16 protein-coding genes are annotated in these 21374 nt (G+C 62.0%); 14 read left to right on the top strand and 2 right to left on the bottom strand.

Features of this window, described 5'->3' with window-relative positions:
* Positions 1–280: 280 nt before the first annotated feature.
* Positions 281–1477 (bottom strand): M20 aminoacylase family protein, encoded by a 1197-nt coding sequence (locus tag M0D66_RS34030; protein ID WP_093645282.1) that lies wholly within the window; start codon positions 1475–1477, stop codon positions 281–283.
* Between the two features lie 178 nt (positions 1478–1655).
* On the opposite strand from M0D66_RS34030, the gene M0D66_RS34025 reads away from it, so the two are divergent.
* Positions 1656–3734, top strand: a complete 2079-nt coding sequence (locus M0D66_RS34025; protein ID WP_266212630.1) for a molybdopterin-dependent oxidoreductase — start codon at positions 1656–1658, stop codon at positions 3732–3734.
* Between the two features lie 147 nt (positions 3735–3881).
* Positions 3882–5555, top strand: a complete 1674-nt coding sequence (locus M0D66_RS34020; RefSeq protein ID WP_266212629.1) for a long-chain fatty acid--CoA ligase — start codon at positions 3882–3884, stop codon at positions 5553–5555.
* 223 nt (positions 5556–5778) lie between these two features.
* Here the strand turns inward: M0D66_RS34020 and M0D66_RS34015 are convergent, their stop codons facing one another.
* Positions 5779–6948 carry a porin gene (locus M0D66_RS34015; RefSeq protein WP_093645276.1) on the bottom strand — a complete coding sequence of 390 codons (1170 nt, stop codon included), beginning with the start codon at positions 6946–6948 and terminating at the stop codon, positions 5779–5781.
* A 302-nt stretch (positions 6949–7250) separates the two neighbouring features.
* Between M0D66_RS34015 and coq7 the strand changes: the two genes are divergently transcribed.
* From coq7 to murC, 12 genes are all read left to right on the top strand, one after another.
* Positions 7251–7883 carry a 2-polyprenyl-3-methyl-6-methoxy-1,4-benzoquinone monooxygenase gene (gene coq7, locus M0D66_RS34010; RefSeq protein WP_093645274.1) on the top strand — a complete coding sequence of 211 codons (633 nt, stop codon included), beginning with the start codon at positions 7251–7253 and terminating at the stop codon, positions 7881–7883.
* Positions 7884–8292: 409 nt separating this feature from the next.
* Positions 8293–8721 carry a division/cell wall cluster transcriptional repressor MraZ gene (gene mraZ, locus M0D66_RS34005; protein WP_025647927.1) on the top strand — a complete coding sequence of 143 codons (429 nt, stop codon included), beginning with the start codon at positions 8293–8295 and terminating at the stop codon, positions 8719–8721.
* A gap of 15 nt (positions 8722–8736) precedes the next feature.
* On the top strand, positions 8737–9690 hold the full coding sequence (gene rsmH / locus M0D66_RS34000) for a 16S rRNA (cytosine(1402)-N(4))-methyltransferase RsmH (protein ID WP_266212628.1): 954 nt from the start codon (positions 8737–8739) through the stop codon (positions 9688–9690).
* Positions 9687–10037 (top strand): cell division protein FtsL, encoded by a 351-nt coding sequence (gene ftsL, locus M0D66_RS33995; RefSeq protein ID WP_093645270.1) that lies wholly within the window; start codon positions 9687–9689, stop codon positions 10035–10037. Before rsmH ends, ftsL begins: the two co-directional genes overlap by 4 nt.
* Positions 10034–11899 (top strand): penicillin-binding protein 2, encoded by a 1866-nt coding sequence (locus M0D66_RS33990; protein WP_200653877.1) that lies wholly within the window; start codon positions 10034–10036, stop codon positions 11897–11899. The genes ftsL and M0D66_RS33990 overlap by 4 nt, the downstream gene beginning before the upstream one ends.
* The gene (locus M0D66_RS33985) at positions 11896–13443 is read left to right on the top strand and encodes a UDP-N-acetylmuramoyl-L-alanyl-D-glutamate--2,6-diaminopimelate ligase (RefSeq protein ID WP_266212627.1); all 1548 of its coding nucleotides are present in this window, start codon (positions 11896–11898) and stop codon (positions 13441–13443) included. The genes M0D66_RS33990 and M0D66_RS33985 overlap by 4 nt, the downstream gene beginning before the upstream one ends.
* Positions 13440–14852, top strand: a complete 1413-nt coding sequence (gene murF, locus M0D66_RS33980) for a UDP-N-acetylmuramoyl-tripeptide--D-alanyl-D-alanine ligase (RefSeq protein ID WP_266212626.1) — start codon at positions 13440–13442, stop codon at positions 14850–14852. The genes M0D66_RS33985 and murF overlap by 4 nt, the downstream gene beginning before the upstream one ends.
* 17 nt (positions 14853–14869) lie before the next feature.
* On the top strand, positions 14870–16039 hold the full coding sequence (mraY, locus tag M0D66_RS33975) for a phospho-N-acetylmuramoyl-pentapeptide-transferase (RefSeq protein WP_093645262.1): 1170 nt from the start codon (positions 14870–14872) through the stop codon (positions 16037–16039).
* A 23-nt stretch (positions 16040–16062) separates the two neighbouring features.
* Positions 16063–17577, top strand: coding sequence for a UDP-N-acetylmuramoyl-L-alanine--D-glutamate ligase (gene murD, locus M0D66_RS33970; protein WP_266212625.1), 1515 nt, complete (start codon positions 16063–16065; stop codon positions 17575–17577).
* Positions 17574–18854, top strand: a complete 1281-nt coding sequence (gene ftsW, locus M0D66_RS33965) for a putative lipid II flippase FtsW (protein WP_054040789.1) — start codon at positions 17574–17576, stop codon at positions 18852–18854. The genes murD and ftsW overlap by 4 nt, the downstream gene beginning before the upstream one ends.
* The gene (murG, locus tag M0D66_RS33960; RefSeq protein WP_054040787.1) at positions 18851–19969 is read left to right on the top strand and encodes an undecaprenyldiphospho-muramoylpentapeptide beta-N-acetylglucosaminyltransferase; all 1119 of its coding nucleotides are present in this window, start codon (positions 18851–18853) and stop codon (positions 19967–19969) included. Before ftsW ends, murG begins: the two co-directional genes overlap by 4 nt.
* Complete coding sequence (gene murC / locus M0D66_RS33955; protein ID WP_200620023.1) at positions 19966–21369, top strand: UDP-N-acetylmuramate--L-alanine ligase; 1404 nt, start codon at positions 19966–19968, stop codon at positions 21367–21369. Before murG ends, murC begins: the two co-directional genes overlap by 4 nt.
* Positions 21370–21374 lie beyond the last annotated feature (5 nt).

Here is a 21374-nt window from a genome sequence, read left to right as displayed (position 1 = left end):
CCGATGATAGTGCGGATTCCCGTGTGAAAGTAGGTAATCGTCAGGCTCCCCAGCAGCATCAGAAACCCCACCCCGCAAAGGTGGGGTTTCTGCGTTTACGGCGCCGGAAAAACACCGTCAGTCAGCAACGCCACTCACTCCTTCCCGATCCGCAGCGCGTTCGCGTACCGCGTCAGCTCCATGCAAGCACGTCGGACGTCAGTAGCGCCGCGCGTCGACATACGCGCAGCTACAGTCGACGGCTGAATCAAAAGCCGTCTCCCAGATCCATTCAGCCGCCTTATTTCTCCTGTGCCAGAAATCGCTGCGCCAGCCGAACCCAATACGTCGAGCCGATTGGCAATAGCTCGTCGTTGAAGTCATAGCTCGCGTTGTGCAGCATGCAAGGCCCGGCACCATGTCCTGATTCCCGATGACCACCGTCGCCGTTACCGAGAAATGCGTAGCAGCCCGGCTTCGCCAGCAGCATGAACGAAAAATCCTCAGCGCCCATCGTCGGTTCGACTGAGTCATCAACATTTTCCGCACCGACAATTTCCTTCATGACCGACGCCGCGAAGCGGGTCTCTTCGCTGCTGTTGATCGTCGGCGGGTAGTTTCGATGGAAGTGAATGTCGACCGAGCAGTCGTAAGCTTCGGCCGTGCTCTGGGCGATCTTGCGCATGCGTGTTTCGATCAGATCGAGCGTTTCGGTGGTAAACGTCCGCACTGTCCCTGCGATCCACGCATCGTCCGGGACGACATTGAGCGCGTCGCCGGCGTGAATCTGGGTGATCGACAACACGGCGGTATCGAGCGGTTTCTTGTTTCGCGTGATGATGCTCTGCAGTCCGCTCGCAATCTGAACCGCGGTGAACACCGGGTCGCGGCCATTGTGCGGCAGTGCCGCGTGTGACCCCACGCCTTTGATTTCAATGCGAAATTCGTTGCTGGACGCCATGATCGGCCCTTCGGTCACACCGAAGTGGCCTGACGGCATGCCCGGCCAGTTGTGAATGCCGAAGACAGCATCGACCGGAAACTTCGTAAACAGCCCATCGTCGATCATTGCCTGCGCGCCGGCGCCGCCTTCTTCTGCCGGTTGAAAGATGAACACGATCGTGCCGTCGAACTCGCCATGTTTGACCAGATGCCGCGCCGCGCCGAGCAGCATCGCGGTATGTCCGTCATGGCCGCAAGCGTGCATTTTGCCGTCGTTCTGCGAACGATGATCGAAGCTATTTAGCTCCTGAATCGGCAATGCATCCATGTCGGCGCGCAGTCCGATCGAGCGCGATCCGTTGCCGCGCTTCAGTACGCCGACTACGCCTGTTTTGCCCAATCCGCGATGAGTCTCGATGCCCCAGGACTCAAGTGTCCTGGCAACCAGATCCGCTGTTGCTGTTTCTTCATAACGCAACTCGGGGTGAGCATGAATCGTTCGTCGAAGGGTTTGAATTTCGCCGTGAGCGGCCTGGATTTCTGGGATCAGTTTCATGATGGTGCGCTTGTGCTTTGCTTTGCGTGGAATCGCTCGGGGCCATATTGCCCGGGCACGTTGATAACCGATTCTACGCCGAAGGCGTTTTTGGCGGCACCATGCAGGTCAACGGGCCGCGGAAGTAATAAAATTCGGGATTGCCCTGCCGCTTACTGCTCTCCTGGACGGACCGCCGATGAATGCCCCGACTGAATTCGCTCGCGCAGTGTGTCCGCACGATTGCCCTGATACCTGCGCGATGCGCGTAACCGTCGAAGGCGGACGGGCGATCAAGGTCGTCGGCGACCCCGATCACCCACCGACGCAAGGCGCGCTGTGTACCAAGGTCAGCCGCTATGCCGAGCGGGTGCACCATCCGGATCGGTTGACGACTCCGATGAAGCGCGTCGGCCGCAAAGGCGAAGGCCGTTTTGAGCCGATTAGTTGGGACGAGGCGCTTGAGTTCGCCGCAGCACGCCTGTCGGAAATCGCGCGCCGTGCGCCCGAAGCCATCATGCCCTACAGCTATGCCGGTACGATGGGCCTGGTTCAAGGCGACAGCATTGCGCAACGGTTCTTTCACAAACTCGGCGCATCGCAGTTAGACCGCACGATTTGTGCAGCCGCCGGTGCGGCGGGGTTGAAATACACCTACGGCGCGGGCATTGGCATGCTCACCGAGTTTTTCGGCGAAAGCGAGGTTATCCTGATCTGGGGCTCGAACCCCATCGCTTCGAACCTGCACTTCTGGACACGCGCCCAGGAAGCCAAGCGTCGCGGTGCAAGGCTGATCGCGATCGATCCGTACCGGTCGCTGACGGCGGAAAAATGCCACCAGCACATTGCACTGAAGCCGGGAACTGACGGCGCTTTGGCGCTCGGCATGATCAACGTGTTGATCGCGGAAAATCTGCTCGATCACGCCTACATCGCGGCTCATACCTTGGGCTTTGCAGAACTGAAGGATCGCGCACTCAGTTATCCGCCGTCACGTGCAGCTCAAATCTGCGGTGTCGACGAGCAGGTGATCGTCGATCTTGCGCGCCTTTACGGCAGCACGAAAAAGGCCGCGATCCGGATGAACTATGGCCTGCAACGGGTGCGTGGCGGCGGTAACGCGGTGCGCGCAATCGCCTGCTTACCTTCGCTGACAGGCGCATGGCGCGAGCGGGCAGGCGGTGTGTTGCTGTCTTCGGGCGGATGGGCGCCGGTGGATTCGCACGCGTTGCAGCGCCCGGACCTGATGCCGGGCTGGCCCGCCAAAACTTCGCGCGTCATCAATATGAACGCGATCGGCGACGCGTTGCTGCATCCGGGCGATGCCACGTTCGGCCCGAAAGTCGAAGCGATCATCGTCTATAACTCGAATCCGGTCGCGGTCGCGCCGGACTCGGAACGGGTTGCCGCAGGTTTTGCACGCGAAGACCTGTTCACGATCGTCCTCGAGCACTTTCAGACCGACACCGCGGACTACGCCGATCTGCTTCTGCCTGCCACGACCCAGTTGGAGCACCTCGACGTGCACAAGTCGTACGGACACACACATGTGATGGTCAACTTGCCGGCGATCGCGCCGGTCTGCGATGCACGCCCGAACACGGAGATTTTTCGCGGCCTCGCGCGCCACATGGGCCTGCAGGAGCCGGCACTTTACGAGAGCGACGACGCTATCGCGCAGTCTGCTTTCCGCTGGAACGACAAAACGCTGGAAGGCGTTAACTGGGACTCGCTAAAGAAAACCGGCTGGGCCGCGTTGAACCTGCCTGACGCACCATTCGCCGAGGGCGGCTTTCGCACGCCGTCCGGTAAATGCGAGTTCTTCAGCGAGCGCCTCGCGCAGCAAGGGCTCGATCCGTTGCCCGACTACCTGCCGCCTTACGAATCCGAAGACGGTGCGCCCGAGCTCGCCGCTCGTTACCCGCTTGCGATGATCTCGCCGCCTGCCCGTAACTTCCTGAACAGCACCTTCGTGAACATCGAAAGCCTGCGCTCCACAGAGGGCGAGCCGCACCTGGACATCCACCCGTCCGACGCGCAGCAGCGAAACATCGCCGACGGTGACCTGGTGCGCATATTCAACGATCGCGGCGCGATGCAGGCGCGTGCCCGTGTCACCGACAAGACACGTAAAGGGCTCGTGGTCGGGCTGTCGATATGGTGGAAGAAGCTCGCGCCCGACGGCTGTAACGCCAATCAGGTCACCAGCCAGGCGCTCACCGATCTGGGCGGATCGGCCACGTTTTACGACTGCCTCGTCGAAGTCGAACGCGCCTGAAAACACGTTCAAAAATCTCGCGGCAACGGCTCGCAGCGGGTTCGAGGTTGCAGTCTAACCTGGCCGCTTTTCACGAATAGCACAGGGATGCCCATGCTACGATGCGTTTTTAGCACGACCATTCGAAAATAAAGGAGGAGACGCTGCATGGACAAAATCTGGCTGAAATCTTATCCACCCGGCGTTCCCGCAGAGATTGATCCGACTCGCTATTCGTCCGTCGCCGAACTGCTCGAAGAAGCCTTCCGCGACCACCGCGCCAAACCTGCGTTCGTCTGCATGGGCAAGGAGATCAGCTACGGCGAGCTCGACGAACTCTCGCGCAAGCTGGCCGCGTGGTTTCAGTCGAAGGGTCTTGCCCGCGGTGCGCGCATCGCGATCATGATGCCGAACGTGCTGCAATATCCTGTCGCGATTGCGGCGATCTTGCGCGCGGGTTACGTGGTGGTGAATGTGAACCCGCTCTACACCCCGCGTGAGCTCGAGCATCAACTCAAGGACAGTGGCGCGGAAGCGATCATCCTGCTCGAGAACTTCGCAGTCACGCTGCAGGCGATCGTACGCAATACGTCGGTCAAGCATATCGTCGTCGCCGCAATGGGCGATCTGATGGGCGTGAAGGGCACGCTGGTGAACTTTGTCGTGCGGCGCGTGAAGAAGATGGTGCCGGCGTGGAGTCTGCCGGGGCACGTCAAATTCAACACGGCGATCGCCGAGGGCAGCCGTCAGAAGTTCAAGCCGGTCCAGCAAGGTCCGGACGACGTCGCATTTCTCCAGTACACGGGCGGCACGACCGGCGTGGCCAAGGGCGCGACGCTCCTGCATCGAAACCTGATCGCCAACGTGCTGCAGTCGGAAATCTGGCTCGATCCGGTTCGCACTAACCGCAAGGACATTGATCAGTTCGTCACGGTTGTTGCGTTGCCGCTTTATCACGTCTTTGCGCTGACGGTCTGCGGGCTGCTGACGATCCGCACCGGCGGCCTTGGCGTGCTGATTCCGAATCCGCGCGATATTCCCGGCATGATCAAGGCGCTGGAAGGCTATCCGATCACGACGATTCCTGCCGTCAACACGCTGTACAACGCGATGTTGAATAGCCCAGACTTCCACAAACTCGATTTTTCGAAGCTGATCGCAGCAAATGGCGGCGGTATGGCGGTGCAGGAAGCGGTCGCCAAGCGCTGGTTCGAGCACACGCACACGCCGATCATCGAAGGCTACGGCCTGTCGGAGACCTCGCCGTGCGTCACCTGTAATCCGGTCACCGTCACGGAATATAGCGGCACGATCGGTTTGCCGCTGCCGTCGACGGAAATCTCGATTCGCGACGACGAAGGCAACGAGGTGCCGCTCGGCCAGCCGGGAGAAATCTGCATCCGCGGGCCGCAGGTGATGGCGGGGTACTGGAACCGCCCGGACGAAACGGCCAAGGTCATGACGCCAGATGGCTTCTTCAAATCGGGAGATGTCGGCTTGATGAACGAAAATGGCTTCGTCAAGATCGTCGATCGGAAGAAGGACATGATTCTTGTCTCGGGTTTCAACGTCTATCCGAACGAGATCGAAGACGTGGTTGCCAAGCTGCCGGGGGTGTTCGAAGTCGTCGCAGTCGGCGTGCCGGATCAGCATTCAGGCGAAGCGGTGAAGCTGTTTGTCGTGAAGAAGGACCAGGCGCTTACCGATGCGGACATCTTCGCGTATTGCAAACAGCAATTGACTGGCTACAAGCGGCCGAAGATCGTCGAATTCCGGACCGAACTGCCCAAGAGCAATGTCGGCAAGATTCTGCGTCGCGAATTGCGCGACGGCCGGGCGTAAGCGCGTCACGCGCATCAGGCTCATCGGCAGCCTGGCCGAAGCCGACACGAAGTAACGCACTGAGTGAAAGAAAGAGAGAAAGGCCCGGCAGACGAAAGTCTGCCGGGCCTTTCTCTTTGAGCCGTCGTATTCACGCAAAACAGCGGGCCGCGTGATGCGGGGCGCAACCATAAAAAAAGGCGCCCGAAGGCGCCTTTGAGGCAAACTGCTTTATTACGACTTATTAGAACTTGTGGCGGATACCAACGCGAGCTGCGAGTTGGTTCTGGTTCGACGAACCCGACAGGCCGTTGATGCCAGCCGTTGCGTTGACCGTAGCACCCGCTGCGTTCAGCGTTTCGCCCAAAGCGTGTTGGTACACACCAATCACGTACACGTCGGTACGCTTGGACAGGAAGTAGTCCACGCCAACCGAACCTTGGTGGTACTGAGCGCGCGATGCGCCGTTGATTTCCGCGCCGCGCGTGTAGTCATACGCTGCGCCGACCAGCAACGCCGGGGTCAACTGATACTTGAAGTTGAGTTCCGCGTTGTTGAACGTAGCCGATTGGCCCTTGAACGGCGACGTGAACGACGCGCCCAGGTTGCCGAAGCGGATGTTCGAGTACGTAGCACCGATCGTTGCTGCGCCGAACGTGTATGCGCCGCCTGCACCGATCACCTGGTAGGTGTTAGCCGAAGCGAAGCCTGCGTAGACCGGCGACGTCACAGCTGCGTTCGCTGCCGTAGTCGTGCCGCCGTTGTTGAACAGGCCGCCCGAAGCTGCCGGGGTACGCGCGTTCAAATAGCCAACGCCCAAGACCAACGGACCGTTGTTGTAGCCAGCGCCCAACGACCAGATCTGGTTCGACGTAACGTTGCCAGCAACACCGCCGAAGCTGTACGTGCCGCCGAACGTCAGACCGCCGTAGTTTGCGCTCGTGTACTTGACCGTGTTGTTGGTGCGGTACGCGTTGTTGAAGTTGTCGATGTCACCCGGGTGAGCAGCGATGTAGCCGCCCCACTGGTCACCGGCTTCCAGCGGACCAACGTAGTCGACGACGGAGTCGTATTGACGACCCAGCGTGACCGTACCGAACTGGCTCGACAGGCCGACGTAAGCTTGACGACCGAACATCAGGCCGCCTTGACCCAGCTTGCCGTTGTTCACGTCAAAGCCGTTTTCCAACACGAAGATTGCCTTCAGACCGCCGCCCAGATCTTCCGTGCCGCGCAGGCCGAAACGCGAGCCTTGCATGACGCCGCTGGACAGGTTGTACAGGTGCTTGCCACCCGAGTTGGTGTTGATGTTGAAGCCTTCATCAATAATGCCGTACAGGGTCACGCTGCTCTGAGCATGTGCGACGCCTGCGAATGCGCCCAGTGCTGCGAGAGCGAGAAGCGACTTTTTCATCGAATGATCTCCAAGGATTACGAATCTTTTGTACAAGGCGAATATTTGTCTAGCGTTGAGGCCTTGCTTGTCCAACTTCGCGAGAAGTTGCACGTAATGTAACAAAAGGCATACATGGCACAAAGAAAAAGGAGACGGCCAGGGCCGGTCCTGTTTCGTTTACGCAACATGGTCTAAAATCTCAAATTGGCCGTCGGATTCGTTTGAATTCAAGGTCTTCGCGAAGCCGGGTTTACCCAGCAAAGTCTTGTCGCGTGGGCCGGTCAGCGCGGCGGGACGGTTGTCGAATCAGGGAGTGCTGAATGTTTCTGGACGAGTTGATTAGCGAGTTTGATCGGGGTTTACGCTCAATGACCGGCGTGTCGCGGATGAGTCGTCCATTGCCGGTTCCGCAAGAATCGGCGGCGGAGCCCGCTGAGCTGTCCCCGGAGGAGCGCGCCCACGCGGCTGGTTTGATGCGGGTGAACCACGTCGGTGAGGTGTGCGCCCAGGCGCTTTACCAAGCTCAGAAACTCGCGACCAGGTCGCCGTCTTTGCGAGCTGTGTTTAATCACGCTGCCATAGAAGAAGAGGATCATCTGGCGTGGACCGCCAAACGCCTCGAGGCGCTCGATTCGCGCCCAAGTCTGTTGAACCCGCTCTGGTATACAGGCGCGCTGGCAATCGGCCTCGCAGCGGGCCGCATGGGTGATCGCGTGAGTCTAGGCTTCATGGCCGAAACCGAGCGCCAGGTTGAACAGCATCTGGATAGCCATCTGGATCAGTTGCCCGCAGCCGACCGCGAGTCGCGCGCGATCGTCGAACAGATGCGCGTAGATGAAGCGGAGCACGGTAAATCCGCTATGGATGCAGGCGGCGTCGAGTTGCCATTCCCCGCACGCGCACTGATGCGCGCAGTATCGAAAGTCATGACCCGCACTGCCTATTACCTATAAGTTCGAGACTTCTGCTCACGCACCGCCTGAGAGTGGGACGACGCCTCGCGCGTCGTCCGCACGAAATACCCGGAACGCCAGCAAACACCTCCCGATCGCGCTTCACGATCTCTTACATTCCGCGCCTTTCCCTCGCACTTTTCACGTATCACCTTCACAAGATTCACTAGCTCATTCATTTATAACGGTTTTCCGTTTTATGTCTGACGTGAAGGAGTCGCGCTAAGTCCTTGTTCTAACAAACAAAATTCGCTCGAAAAGCGTGTATCTCCCTTGACCCCTGTTTAGCGTTACTCTAAAGTGGGAGACAGTGTGAGAAAGTGTATTTTTGTGTGATCTCACAGGCGGTTTCGGGTAGATTTTCACGAATCGGATAGCTGGCGAAAAAACGCCGGTATGGGAGAGCGAAGTGTTCCAAGGGGCGTCGGCGCTGACGCTCGATGCGAAAGGGCGGATGTCGATTCCCTCTCGTTATCGGGATGCGCTGCAAACACAGGCAGAGGGCCGGGTGACGATCACCAAGCACCCGGACGGCTGCCTGTTGCTCTTTCCGCGCCCGGAGTGGGAGATCTTCCGCGACAAGGTCGACAAGCTGCCTATGAACGCAGCCTGGTGGAAACGCATTTTCCTCGGCAACGCCATGGACGTCGATATGGACGGTGCGGGTCGCGTGCTCGTGTCTCCGGAATTGCGCGCGGCCGGCTCGCTGGAAAAGGAAGTGAACCTGCTCGGCATGGGTCGTCACTTTGAGTTGTGGGACGCACAAATTTACGCAGCAAAGGAACAGGCAGCGATCGCCGAGGGCATGCCCGAAGCGTTAAAGAATTTCACGTTCTGATCGCGGACTACATATATGGCACCTGCGATGGGAAACGAATTGCAGCATCGCACGGTGCTGCTGGAAGAGGCGGTCGAAGCGCTGGTCACGCGCGCGGACGGCATTTATGTGGACGGTACGTTTGGGCGCGGTGGTCATAGCCGCCTGGTGCTGGAGAAGCTGGGTGAAGCCGGGCGCCTGATCGCGTTCGACAAAGATCCGCTCGCCATCGCCACGGCTCAGCAGATTGCGGATCCGCGCTTTGGCATCGTGCACGAGAGTTTTGCTTCACTGCGTGACGCGATTGCGGAGCGCGGGGTAGGGCGCGTGTCGGGTGTTTTGCTGGATCTGGGCGTGTCGTCGCCGCAAGTCGACGATCCGGAGCGGGGTTTCAGTTTCCGCGCCGACGGCCCGCTCGACATGCGGATGGACCCGACGCGCGGCGAGTCAGCGGCTGACTGGCTGGCGCGGGCCACGGTGCAGGAACTGACGGAGGTGATACGAGATTATGGGGAAGAACGGTTTGCTTTTCAGATTGCAAAGGCGCTTGTTGCTCGCCGGGCAGAGTCCGACCGTCTTGGGCCTCTCGTCAGCACGGGCGAGCTTGCCCAAATCGTGGCTAACGTCGTCAAAACCCGTGAGAAGGGCAAGGATCCGGCAACCCGCACCTTTCAAGCTATACGGATTCACATCAATCAAGAGCTTGCGGAGCTGCAAGTCGTTTTAGAAGCAGCGTTGTCGCTGTTGGAGCAAGGGGGGCGGCTGGTGGTCATCAGCTTTCATTCGCTCGAGGACCGGATCGTCAAGCGATTCATGCAGACGCACGCCAGTACGCCTGCGGTGGATCGCCGTCTGCCGATTCGTGCAGTCGATCTGCCGAGCCCTCCGCTCAAAATCATTGGCCGCGTGTTCGCCAGCGACGCTGAAGTCGCCGCGAACCCGCGCGCCCGTTCTGCCGTGATGCGTGTGGCGGAGCGGATCGCGCCATGAGCCGCCTCAATATCTTCCTGCTGATGATCGTGATGGGTTGCGCTTTGTCGGTCGTCAACGCTACCAATCAGCAGCGTCAGATCTTTATCCAGCTGCAACGCGCGCAATCGCAGGAGCGCCAGCTGCAGCAGGATTATTCACAGCTTCAATATCAGCAGAGCGCGTTGTCGAAGACGTCGCGCATCGAGCAGATCGCCACTGATTCCCTGAAGATGCAATCGGTCACGACCGGGCGTACCCAATACCTGACGCTCGACCCGGGCGCCGCCAAGGCGGAGGACGCGCCGATCCCGACTTCCGGTCCGGCGTCGGCGCCGCTTGCGACCCGTCGCGGAGGCGTGCGATGAAAAAATCGTCGACTCGCAAAAGCGTCGCCTTTTCGGCGAACCCGATCCTGTCGGTGCGCCTGCCCATGTGGCGCTCGAAACTCGTCGTGTTCATGCTGTTCATGGCGTTTGTCGCGTTGACCGCGCGCGCCTTCTGGATTCAGGGGCCGGGCAACGCCTTCTATCAGAAGCAGGGCGAAATCCGCTATCAGCGCCGGCTCGAACTGCCGGCCACGCGCGGCAAGATTCTCGACCGCAACGGCCTCGTGCTCGCCACGAGTCTGCCGGTGCGCGCGATCTGGGCAATTCCCGACTCGGTGCCGGACGACCTCGGCGCCGACAAGCTGACCCAGCTCGGCAAGCTGCTCGGCATGACGAACAAGGAGTTGCGCGCCAAACTGTCCGAGGACAAGAACTTCGTCTATGTGAAGCGGCAGGTGCCGGTCGACGTCGCCGAGAAAGTCACCACGCTGGACATCCCCGGCATATACGCGCGCGACGAATACAAGCGCTTCTATCCAGAAGGCGAGATCACGGCTCACCTGATCGGCTTCACCAATGTGGAAGACGAAGGCCAGGAAGGCGTCGAACTCGGCGACCAGAAGTTGCTGGCTGGCATGTCGGGCAGCCGCCGCGTTATTAAAGACCGCATGGGCCACATCATTGAGGACGTGGACGAGCAGGTCGTGCCGCACAACGGCCAGGACGTCGATCTCTCGATCGACAGCAAGATTCAGTACATCGCGTATACGAACCTGAAAGCGGCCGTCGAGAAATTCAAGGCGAAGGCCGGCGCGGCGATGGTGATCGACGTGCGGACCGGCGAAGTGCTCGCACTGGTTAACTACCCGACGTATAACCCGAACGACCGTTCGCACCTCACGGGCGACCAGCTGCGCAACCGCATTCTCACGGACACCTTCGAACCGGGCTCGATCATGAAGCCGTTCACGGTGTCGCTCGCGCTCGACCTGCACCGCGTGACGCCGACTACACTGGTAGATACGGGGCCGGGCCGCTTTGTGCTCGACGGTGCGCCGATTACCGACGACAGCGCGTTCGGCGTGCTGACAGTGGGTGGCGTGATCCAGAAGTCGAGCAACATTGGCGCGACGAAGATCGCCATGCAGCTCAAGCCCGAAGAGATGTGGAACATGTACACCAGCATCGGTCTCGGCCAGGCGCCGAAGGTCGGCTTCCCGGGCGCGGCGGCGGGCCGTCTGCGTCCGTGGAAGAGCTGGCGCCGCATCGAACAGGCGACCATGTCGTACGGCTACGGCTTGTCGGTGTCGCTGTTCCAGTTGGGCCGTGCGTACACCGCGATCGCGCATGACGGCGAGATCATGCCGGTGTCGATTTTCCGCACGCCTGGCGATCAGCCGGCCACGGGCCCGCAAATTTTCGCGCCTACCACCGCTCGCGAAGTGCGCGCGATGCTCGAAACCGTCACGGCGCCGGGTGGCACGTCGCCAGATGCGGCCGTGCCCGGCTATCGCGTCGGCGGCAAGAGCGGTACCGCGTACAAGCACGGCGCGCACGGCTACGACCACTCCAAGTACCGCGCTTCGTTCGTCGGCATGGCGCCGATGCCGAATCCGCGCATCGTCGTTGCCGTGTCGGTCGACGAACCGACGGCGGGCAGCCACTTCGGCGGTCAGGTGTCCGGTCCGGTGTTCTCGTCGATTGTCGGCGACACGCTGCGTTCGCTGAATGTGCCGCCGGATATGCCGGTCAAACAGATGGTCGTGTCGGACGACTCGGCGCCTGCTGCGCCAAGCGCACCGCCCTCGCCCGCAACGGTCAAGAAACTTTCCACCAGCGCCGGCGCGAAGAAAATGACGATTGCCGCCAACGCGAAAAGCCATCCCGGAGTTGTGCGATGAGCGCGCTGCGTAAGAAGCACCCAGCGCACCGGCAGATTGCCGACGTACTCAACTGGCTGCACGCTCGCGTGCAGCCAGGCGCGCATCTGCACGCCGACACGCGTTCGCTCGCTGCGGGCGACGCGTTTTTCGCCTATGCGGTCGACGGCGCGGACAACCGTCCGTTCATCGACGGCGCGATCGAGCGTGGCGCGGCAGCCGTGCTGGTTCAGCCGGAAGGCTTTAGCGGTGCGATCGACTCGTCCACCACGCTGGCCGTGCCGGCGCTGAACGAACTAGCCGGTTCGATTGCGAGCGCCTGGTATAACGATCCGAGCGACGGCATGCTGACGGTCGGCATCACCGGCACGAACGGCAAGACCTCCTGCAGCCAATGGATCTCGGCAGCCTTGACCGCGCTCGGCAAGCGTTGCGCGATCATCGGCACGCTCGGCACCGGTCTGCCGGGTCAACTCGTGCACACTGGATTCACGACGCCCGATGCGCCGCAACTGCAACGCAGTCTCGCTCAGTTGCGCGACGCCGGCGCGCAAGCGGTGGCGATGGAAGTGTCGTCGCATGCGCTGCATCAAGGCCGTGTGAACGGCACGGCGTTCGACATCGCCGTGTTCACGAATCTCACGCAGGACCACCTCGACTATCACGGCACGTTCGAAGCCTACGAGACCGCCAAGGCGCGTCTGTTCGCATGGCCGGAACTGCGCGCCGCAGTGATCAACCGCGACGATGCCGCAGGTCGCCGTCTGCTCGCGAGCACGAAGGGCCATGCTCGCACGATCGCCTACGGTCTCGACGAAACGCTCAAAGACGCGCCGCAAGCCGACGCGTTGCTGCTCGCCTCGAATGTGCGTGCAACCGCCACCGGCACCGCATTTCATCTGACCACATCCGACTGGGGCAACGCCGACGTCGAAGTGCAAACGCTCGGCGCTTTCAACGTCAGCAATCTGCTCGGCGTACTCGGTGCATTGCTTGCAGCCGACGTGCCGTTCGACGCAGCGCTTGCCGAACTGGCGAAGCTCGAACCGGTAAATGGCCGCATGCAACGTCTCGGCGGCCGCTTGCAGAACGACGAGCCGCTCGTCGTGATCGATTACGCGCACACGCCGGACGCGCTGGAAAAGACCCTGGAAGCACTGCGCCCGATGGCGGCCGCACGCGGTGGTGAACTGATCTGCATGTTCGGCTGCGGCGGCGACCGCGACGCGACCAAGCGTCCGCTGATGGGCGCGATCGCCGAGAAGCTCGCCGACGGCGTGGTCGTAACCAGCGACAACCCGCGCAGCGAAGATCCGCAGTCGATCATCGAGCAGATCGCCGCGGGCATGAAAGACGCGTCGAAGGCGCGCCGTATCGAGGACCGCGCGAGCGCGATCCTGCAAGCGATCCGCGGCGCCGCGCGCGAAGACGTTATCGTGCTGGCCGGCAAGGGGCATGAAGCAACACAGGAAATCATGGGTAAGAAGCGCGCTTTCTCCGATCAGGACCACGCTCGCCTTGCGCTTGCCGCACGGGCGACGCACGTACGCGGAGGTGGCGAATGAGCATGTTCTCGCTGCGTGAAGCCGCCGCGCTGATTCCCGGCGCCACCGTGCTCGGTGATGACAGCGTCACGTTCGAACGCGTTTCGACCGACAGCCGCAGTGCCGGTCCAGGCGATCTTTTCGTCGCGATCAAGGGTGAGCGTTTCGACGCGCACGATTTCCTGCCGGAAGTCGCGTCGCGCAACGTCACGGCAGCATTGGTGACGCGCACGCCGCAAGACTGGCACGTGCCTGCATTGCGCGTAGCCGATACGCGTGTCGCGCTCGGCGCGCTTGCGCGCGGATGGCGGCGCACATTCAGCATGCCGCTCGTCGCTGTGACGGGCAGCAACGGCAAGACCACGGTCAAGGAAATGATCGCGTCGATCTTCGCTGCTGCGGTCGGCGCGGACGCACGCCTCGCGACTGCTGGCAACTTCAACAACGATATCGGCTTGCCGCTCACGCTTTTCCGTCTGCACGCCGCGCATCAACTGGCGGTGGTCGAACTCGGCATGAACCATCCGGGCGAGACCTCGCTGCTTGCGAAGATTGCCGAGCCGACGGTCTCGGTGGTGAACAACGCACAGCGCGAGCACCAGGAATTCATGGCGACGGTCGAAGCCGTCGCGCTCGAACACGCCAGCGTGATTCACGCGCTCTCGCCGGAAGGCGTCGCCGTATTCCCGGCCGATGATGCCTACGCGAGCATCTGGCGCGTCGCCGCAACCGGCAATCGCATCATCGACTTCGCCTTGAACACCGCCGATCGCGTGACCGAAGCCGCCGTAACCGGCACGTTCGCCGGCAACGTTCTGAGCATCGACACACCGGAAGGCCACGTCGACGTCACGCTGCAAGTGCTCGGCGATCACAACGCGCACAACGCGTTGGCCGCGACATCGGCTGCGCTCGCCGCAGGCGTGTCGCTCGACGCAATCAAGCGCGGCCTCGAATCGTTCGGCGCCGTCAAGGGCCGTTTGCAGGTGAAGCGCGCCGCGCTCGGCACACTCGCCGGCGCAACGGTGATCGACGACACCTACAACGCCAACCCCGATTCAATGCGCGCGGCGATCGACGTCCTCGCATCGCGCGCATCACCGCGTGTGCTGGTGATGGGCGACATGGGCGAAGTCGGCGACAACGGCCCGGCGTTTCACCGTGAAATCGGCGCCTACGCCAAAGAACGCGGTATCGACGTGCTGTACGCCATGGGCGACGCCTCGCGCGACGCTTGCACTGCGTATGGCGCGGACGCGCATCACGTCGCCGATGTCGGCACGCTGGTCGCGCAGTTGCAGCAGGCGGGTTTTGGCGCCGCTGCAACGCTTCTCGTGAAAGGCTCGCGTTTCATGCAAATGGAACGCGTGGTGGACGCCGTAACGAGTCCACAACCCAACGCAGCGGGCAATACGCCTGCTGCACATTGAAATAGAAGGACCGAAGCATGCTACTGGCGCTGGCGCAATGGCTGCAGAATGACGCAAGCTTCTTGCGCGTGTTCAGTTATCTGACTTTCCGTGCGGTGATGGCCACCATCACCGCGCTGCTGATCGGGCTCGTCTGTGGCCCGGCGGTGATCCGCAAGCTGACCGCGATGAAGGTCGGTCAGGCCGTTCGTAAAGACGGCCCGCAAACGCACCTCGTCAAATCTGGTACGCCGACGATGGGCGGCGTGTTGATTCTGCTCGGCATTGCCGTGGCAACGTTGCTGTGGGCCGATCTGACCAACCGTTTCATCTGGATCGTGATTCTCGTCACGTTTGGTTTCGGTGTGATCGGCTGGGTCGACGATTACCGCAAGGTGGTCTACAAGGACCCGCGCGGGATGTCGTCGCGCGAAAAGTATTTCTGGCAGTCGGTGATCGGCCTGTTCGCGGCGGTGTATCTCGCGTTCAGCGTGTCCGAAGCGAGCAACGTGCGCGTGTTCGACCTGTTCATGGCGTGGGTGCGCAGCGGTTTGTCGATGGGCTTGCCGGCGCGCGCCGACCTGATGCTGCCGTTCGTCAAATCGATCAGCTATCCGCTCGGCGTGTGGGGCTTCATCGTACTGACGTATCTGGTGATTGTCGGCGCGAGCAATGCGGTGAACCTTACCGACGGTCTCGACGGCCTCGTGATCATGCCGGTCGTGCTGGTCGGCGCATCGCTCGGCGTGTTCGCTTATGTGATGGGTAGCTCGGTCTATTCGAAGTACCTGCTGTTTCCGCATATCGCCGGTGCCGGTGAGTTGCTGATCTTCTGTTCGGCGATGGGCGGGGCAGGGCTCGCGTTCCTCTGGTTCAACACGCACCCGGCGCAGATGTTCATGGGCGACGTGGGGGCGCTCGCGCTCGGCGGCGCGCTTGGCACGGTTGCCGTGATCGTGCGTCAGGAAATCGTGCTCTTCATCATGGGCGGCATTTTCGTCGCGGAGACGCTCTCCGTGATGTTGCAGGTGACGTGGTTCAAATTTACCAAACGCCGTTACGGCGAAGGCCGGCGTCTCTTCAAGATGGCGCCGCTGCATCATCATTTTGAATTGTCGGGTTGGAAGGAAACGCAGGTGGTCGTGCGCTTCTGGATCATCACCCTGATGTTGTGTCTGTTCGGTTTGTCCACGCTCAAGTTGCGTTAAGTCGTATTTAGGGGAAGCAGGCGATGTTCGGCGAGAAGTTTCGGGATCGGCAAAAGCCGATGGTGCTCGTGCTGGGACTCGGTGAATCCGGTCTCGCGATGGCGCGCTGGTGCGCGCGGCACGGCTGTCGGCTGCGTGTGGCCGATACGCGCGAGGTGCCGCCGAACCTGTCCGCGCTGGAAGCGCACAGCGTCGACGCCGAATTCGTCGGCGGCCCGTTCTCGCTCTCGTTGCTCGAAGGTGTCGAACTCGTGGCGATCAGCCCGGGCTTGTCGCCGCTCGCCGCTGATTTGCTGCCGCTCATCACCGCGGCGCGTGAGCGGGACATCCCTGTCTGGGGCGAACTCGAATTCTTCGCGCAAGCATTGAAGACGCTTGGCGAAAGCGGTTACGTGCCGAAGGTGATCGCGATCACCGGCACCAACGGCAAGACCACGACGACGAGTCTTACTGGCTTGCTGTGCGAACGCGCCGGCAAGAAGGTCGCGGTGGCGGGCAACATCAGCCCGGCGGCGCTGGACAAGCTCAGCGAAGCGATCGACAACACCGCGTTGCCCGACGTGTGGGTGTTGGAGCTGTCGAGCTTCCAGCTGGAAACAGCGCATACGTTTACGCCCGATGCAGCGGTCGTTCTGAACATCACGCAGGATCACCTGGATTGGCATGGTGGGCTCGACGCATACGCTGCCGCGAAGGGCCGCATCTTCGGTACACAAACCGTGCGCGTGCTGAATCGCGACGACGCCCGCGTGATGGCGCTCGCGCCTTCGGCCGATAGCGATGCCGCGATGGTCACGTTCGGCGTGACCGAGCCGAAGAACGACGGCGACTACGGTCTGCTGCGCGACAACGGCATGATCTGGCTGGTCGAGGCGCACGATCGCGACGTGAGCGACGAACCCGCACCGACGCGCCGTCGCAAGAACGAAGTGGCGGCGCCGAAGAACATCGCGCTCAAACGCCTGATGCCGGCGGACGCATTGCGTATCCGCGGCCTGCATAACGCCGCCAACGCATTGGCCGCGTATGCCTTGGCGCGCGCGATCGGTCTGCCTGGCGCGCCGCTTTTGCACGGCCTGCGCGAATACCGTGGCGAGCCGCATCGGGTGGAATTGATCGCGTCGATCGAAGGCGTCGATTACGTCGACGACAGCAAGGGCACCAATGTCGGCGCGACAGTTGCCGCGCTCGACGGCCTCGCGCAGCGCGCGGTCCTGATCGCCGGTGGCGACGGCAAGGGCCAGGATTTCGAGCCGCTTGCCGAGCCGGTGACGCGGTGGTGCCGCGCCGTGATGCTGATCGGTCGCGATGCGCCGCAGATTCGCGCCGCGCTGGAAGACACCGGCATCGCGATGACCGACCACGCGACGCTCGAAGAAGCGACGCGGGCCGCCACCGCATTGGCGCAACCTGGCGACGCCGTGTTGCTGTCGCCGGCGTGCGCGAGCTTTGACATGTTCAAGGGTTACGCCCATCGCGCGCAGGTGTTCCGCAGCACGGTGGAAGACATCGCGGCAGAACGGGGGACGATGATATGAGCTGGTCAGAACGCTTCGGTTCGCGCCTGGCCGGCTCCCGTGCCGGTAATGGCGATACGGGTAGCACGGGCCGCGCCTCGGGTCGCTCGGGCGGCAGTGGTCTCGCGAGCGCCGTGAACGGCGTTCGTCCGCTGCGCTCGCGGATGCTCGACTACGATCACTCGTTGCTGTGGGTGGTCGTCGCGCTGCTGGGGCTCGGCGTCGTGATGGTGTATTCGGCGTCGATCGCGATGCCCGATTCGCCGAAATACGCGTCGTACCGCGACTACGCCTTCCTCGTGCGCCAGATCATTTTCGTGGTGATGGGCTCGGTGATCGGCGTCGTGTCGTTCCGCATTCCGATTTCGACGTGGGATAAGTACGCGCCGAAGCTGTTCCTGATTTCGCTCGCCGCGCTGGTGATCGTGCTGATCCCGCACGTCGGCAAGGGCGTGAACGGTGCGCGTCGCTGGATTCCGCTCGGCATCACGAACATGCAGCCGTCGGAAATCATGAAGCTCGCCGTGACGATTTACGCGGCGAATTACACCGTGCGCAAGCAGGAATACATGCACAGCTTCGCCAAGGGCTTTCTGCCGATGGCGGTTGCAGTGGGTCTCGTCGGCGCATTGCTGCTGCTCGAACCGGACATGGGCGCGTTCATGGTGATCGCCGCGATCGCGATGGGCGTGCTGTTCCTCGGCGGCGTGAACGGCAAGCTGTTCGGCGGTCTGGTGGCGACTGCGGTCGGCACGTTCAGCTTGCTCGTGTGGGCGTCGCCATGGCGTCGCGAGCGGATCTTCGCTTACCTCGATCCGTGGGACGACCGTTATGCGCAAGGCAAGGCTTATCAATTGACGCACTCGCTGATCGCTTTCGGGCGCGGCGAATGGTTTGGCGTGGGTTTGGGCGGCAGTGTCGAAAAGCTCAACTACCTGCCGGAAGCGCATACCGACTTCATCCTCGCGGTGATCGGCGAGGAGCTAGGTTTTGTCGGTGTGCTCGTCGTGATCCTGATGTTTTACTGGATCGTACGCCGTTCGTTCGAGATCGGCCGTCAGGCGCTCGCACTTGACCGCACTTTTGCCGGGCTGGTCGCGAAGGGTATCGGCATCTGGTTCGGTGCGCAGACTTTTATCAACATGGGCGTGAACCTCGGCCTGCTGCCGACTAAAGGTCTTACGTTGCCGCTCGTTAGCTACGGCGGCTCGGGCATCGTGCTGAACTGCGTGGCGGTGGCTGTGTTGATGCGTGTCGACTACGAGAACCGGGTGCTCATGCGCGGAGGGAAGGTATGACGGCTCTCCCGCAACGCACGCTGATGGTGATGGCCGGTGGCACCGGGGGACACGTGTTCCCGGGGCTCGCGGTGGCGCACCTGATGCAGGCGTGGGGTTGGAAGGTCGTATGGCTCGGTAATCCCGCGGGGATGGAAGCCACGCTGGTGCCGAAGCACGGCATCCCGATGGAATACGTGCGCTTTGGCGGACTGCGCGGCAAGGGCTTGAAGACCAAGCTGATGTTGCCACTGAACCTGCTGCGCGCCTGCTCGCAGAGTTTGAGCGTGCTGCGTCGCGTGAAGCCGGACGTCGTGCTCGGCATGGGCGGCTACATCACGTTCCCGGCGGGTTTGATGACCGCTTTGAGCGGCCGTCCGCTGGTGCTGCATGAACAGAATTCGATTGCGGGTCTCGCCAACAAGGTGCTCGCGAAAGTCGCGAAACGCGTGCTGGTTGCATTCCCGAATGCGCTGCCGCACGGCGAATGGACCGGCAACCCGATTCGTGCGGAACTTGCGGGCGCAATTGCACCCAAAGCACGCTACGCAGCGCGCAGCGGTCCGTTGAATGTGCTGGTGGTGGGCGGCAGTCTGGGTGCAGCCGCATTGAACGAAGTGGTGCCGCGCGCGGTTGCGCTGCTGGCGCCGAATGAACGTCCGCGCATCGTGCATCAGGCGGGCGCGAAGCATATTGAAGCACTGCGTGAGAATTATGCGGCAGCGGGCCTGCAGGCCGGCGCCGATGTAGAACTCGTGCCTTTCATCGACGACATGACAAGCGCGTACGCGAACGCGGATCTGGTGATCTGCCGTTCGGGCGCGATGACCGTGTCGGAGATTTCAGCAGTAGGCGTGGCGGCATTCTTCGTGCCGTTCCCGTTTGCAGTAGACGATCACCAAACCACTAATGCAGCGTTCCTTGCCGATAACGGCGCGGCGCTGGTCGTGCAGCAACGCGATCTGTCGGCGGAAATGCTCGCCGACTGGTTGCGCAGCCAGACGCGAGAGACCCTCGCGGAGATGGCAGAGCGTTCGCGCTCGCTCGCGAAACCCGACGCCACGGAACAGGTCGCGCAGATTTGCGCGACTGTGGCGGGTTCGATTTCGGGCGCGAGCCCAGAAGGAAAGCAATGAAACACATCGTCAAACACATTCACTTTGTCGGCATCGGCGGTGTCGGCATGAGCGGCATCGCGGAGGTGCTGGTCAACCTCGGCTATCAGGTGAGCGGCTCGGATCTGTCGAGCAACGCGATCACCGATCGCCTCGCCGCGCTCGGCGCGCGCATCGCGATCGGTCACGCGGCGGAGAACATCGAAGGCGCGAATGCCGTGGTCGTTTCCACAGCAGTGCGCAGCGACAACCCGGAAGTGCTGGCCGCGCGTCATCGCCGCATTCCGATCGTGCCGCGCGCGGTGATGCTCGCGGAACTGATGCGCCTGAAGCAGGGCATTGCGATTGCCGGCACGCACGGCAAGACCACGACCACCTCGCTGGTGGCGAGCGTGCTGGCGGCGGGCGGGCTCGATCCGACCTTCGTGATCGGCGGGCGCCTGATCAGCGCGGGCGCGAATGCGCGGTTGGGTACGGGCGATTTCATCGTCGCCGAAGCGGATGAGTCGGATGCGTCGTTCCTGAATCTGTTCCCGGTGATCGAAGTCATCACGAACATCGACGCCGATCACATGGACACCTATGGGCACGACTTCGCGCGGCTCAAGCAGGCGTTCATTGAATTCACGCACCGTCTGCCGTTCTATGGGATAGCGGTGCTGTGCGTCGACGATCCGAACGTGAAGGAGATCCTGCCGTTCGTGTCGAAGCCGATCATCCGCTACGGTTTTGCGCCGGACGCGCAGGTGCGTGCGGTCAATGTCGAAGCGCGCGGCGGCAAGATGCATTTCACGGCACTGCGTGAAGACGCGGCGCCGATCGACATCGTCTTGAATCTGCCGGGCGAGCACAACGTGCAGAACGCTTTGGCCGCAATTGCAATTGCGACTGAACTTGAAGTGAAAGATGCCGATATCCAGCGAGCGCTGGCGGATTTCAACGGCGTGGGCCGGCGCTTCCAGCGCTATGGCGAAGTGCCGGTCATGTCGGAAGGCAAACCGGCCGGCGCGTACACGCTGGTCGACGATTACGGCCATCACCCGGTTGAAATGGCGGCAACGGTGGCGGCGGCGCGTGGCGCATTTCCGGGGCGGCGCCTGGTGCTGGCATTCCAGCCGCACCGCTTCACGCGTACGCGCGATTGCTTCGAAGATTTTGTGAAGGTGCTGTCGACCGTCGACGCGCTCGTGCTGACCGAAGTGTATTCGGCCGGCGAAGCGCCGATCGTCGCCGCAGACGGCCGCGCTCTCGCGCGCGCACTGCGCGTGGCGGGCAAGGTCGAGCCGGTGTTTGTCGATACGGTGGATGAAGTGCCGGACGCGCTCTCAGCAGTGGTGCGCGACGGCGATGTGGTGATCACGATGGGCGCGGGTTCGATCGGCGGTGTGCCGGGTCGCCTGGCGCAAGAAACGAAGGTGTGAGTGAA

It is taken from the genome of Paraburkholderia sp. SECH2 (assembly GCF_030464795.1).
GTDB lineage: Bacteria > Pseudomonadota > Gammaproteobacteria > Burkholderiales > Burkholderiaceae > Paraburkholderia > Paraburkholderia aspalathi.
Note: the sequence above shows the minus strand (reverse complement) of the source record. Positions and strands in the feature narration are given on the sequence as shown.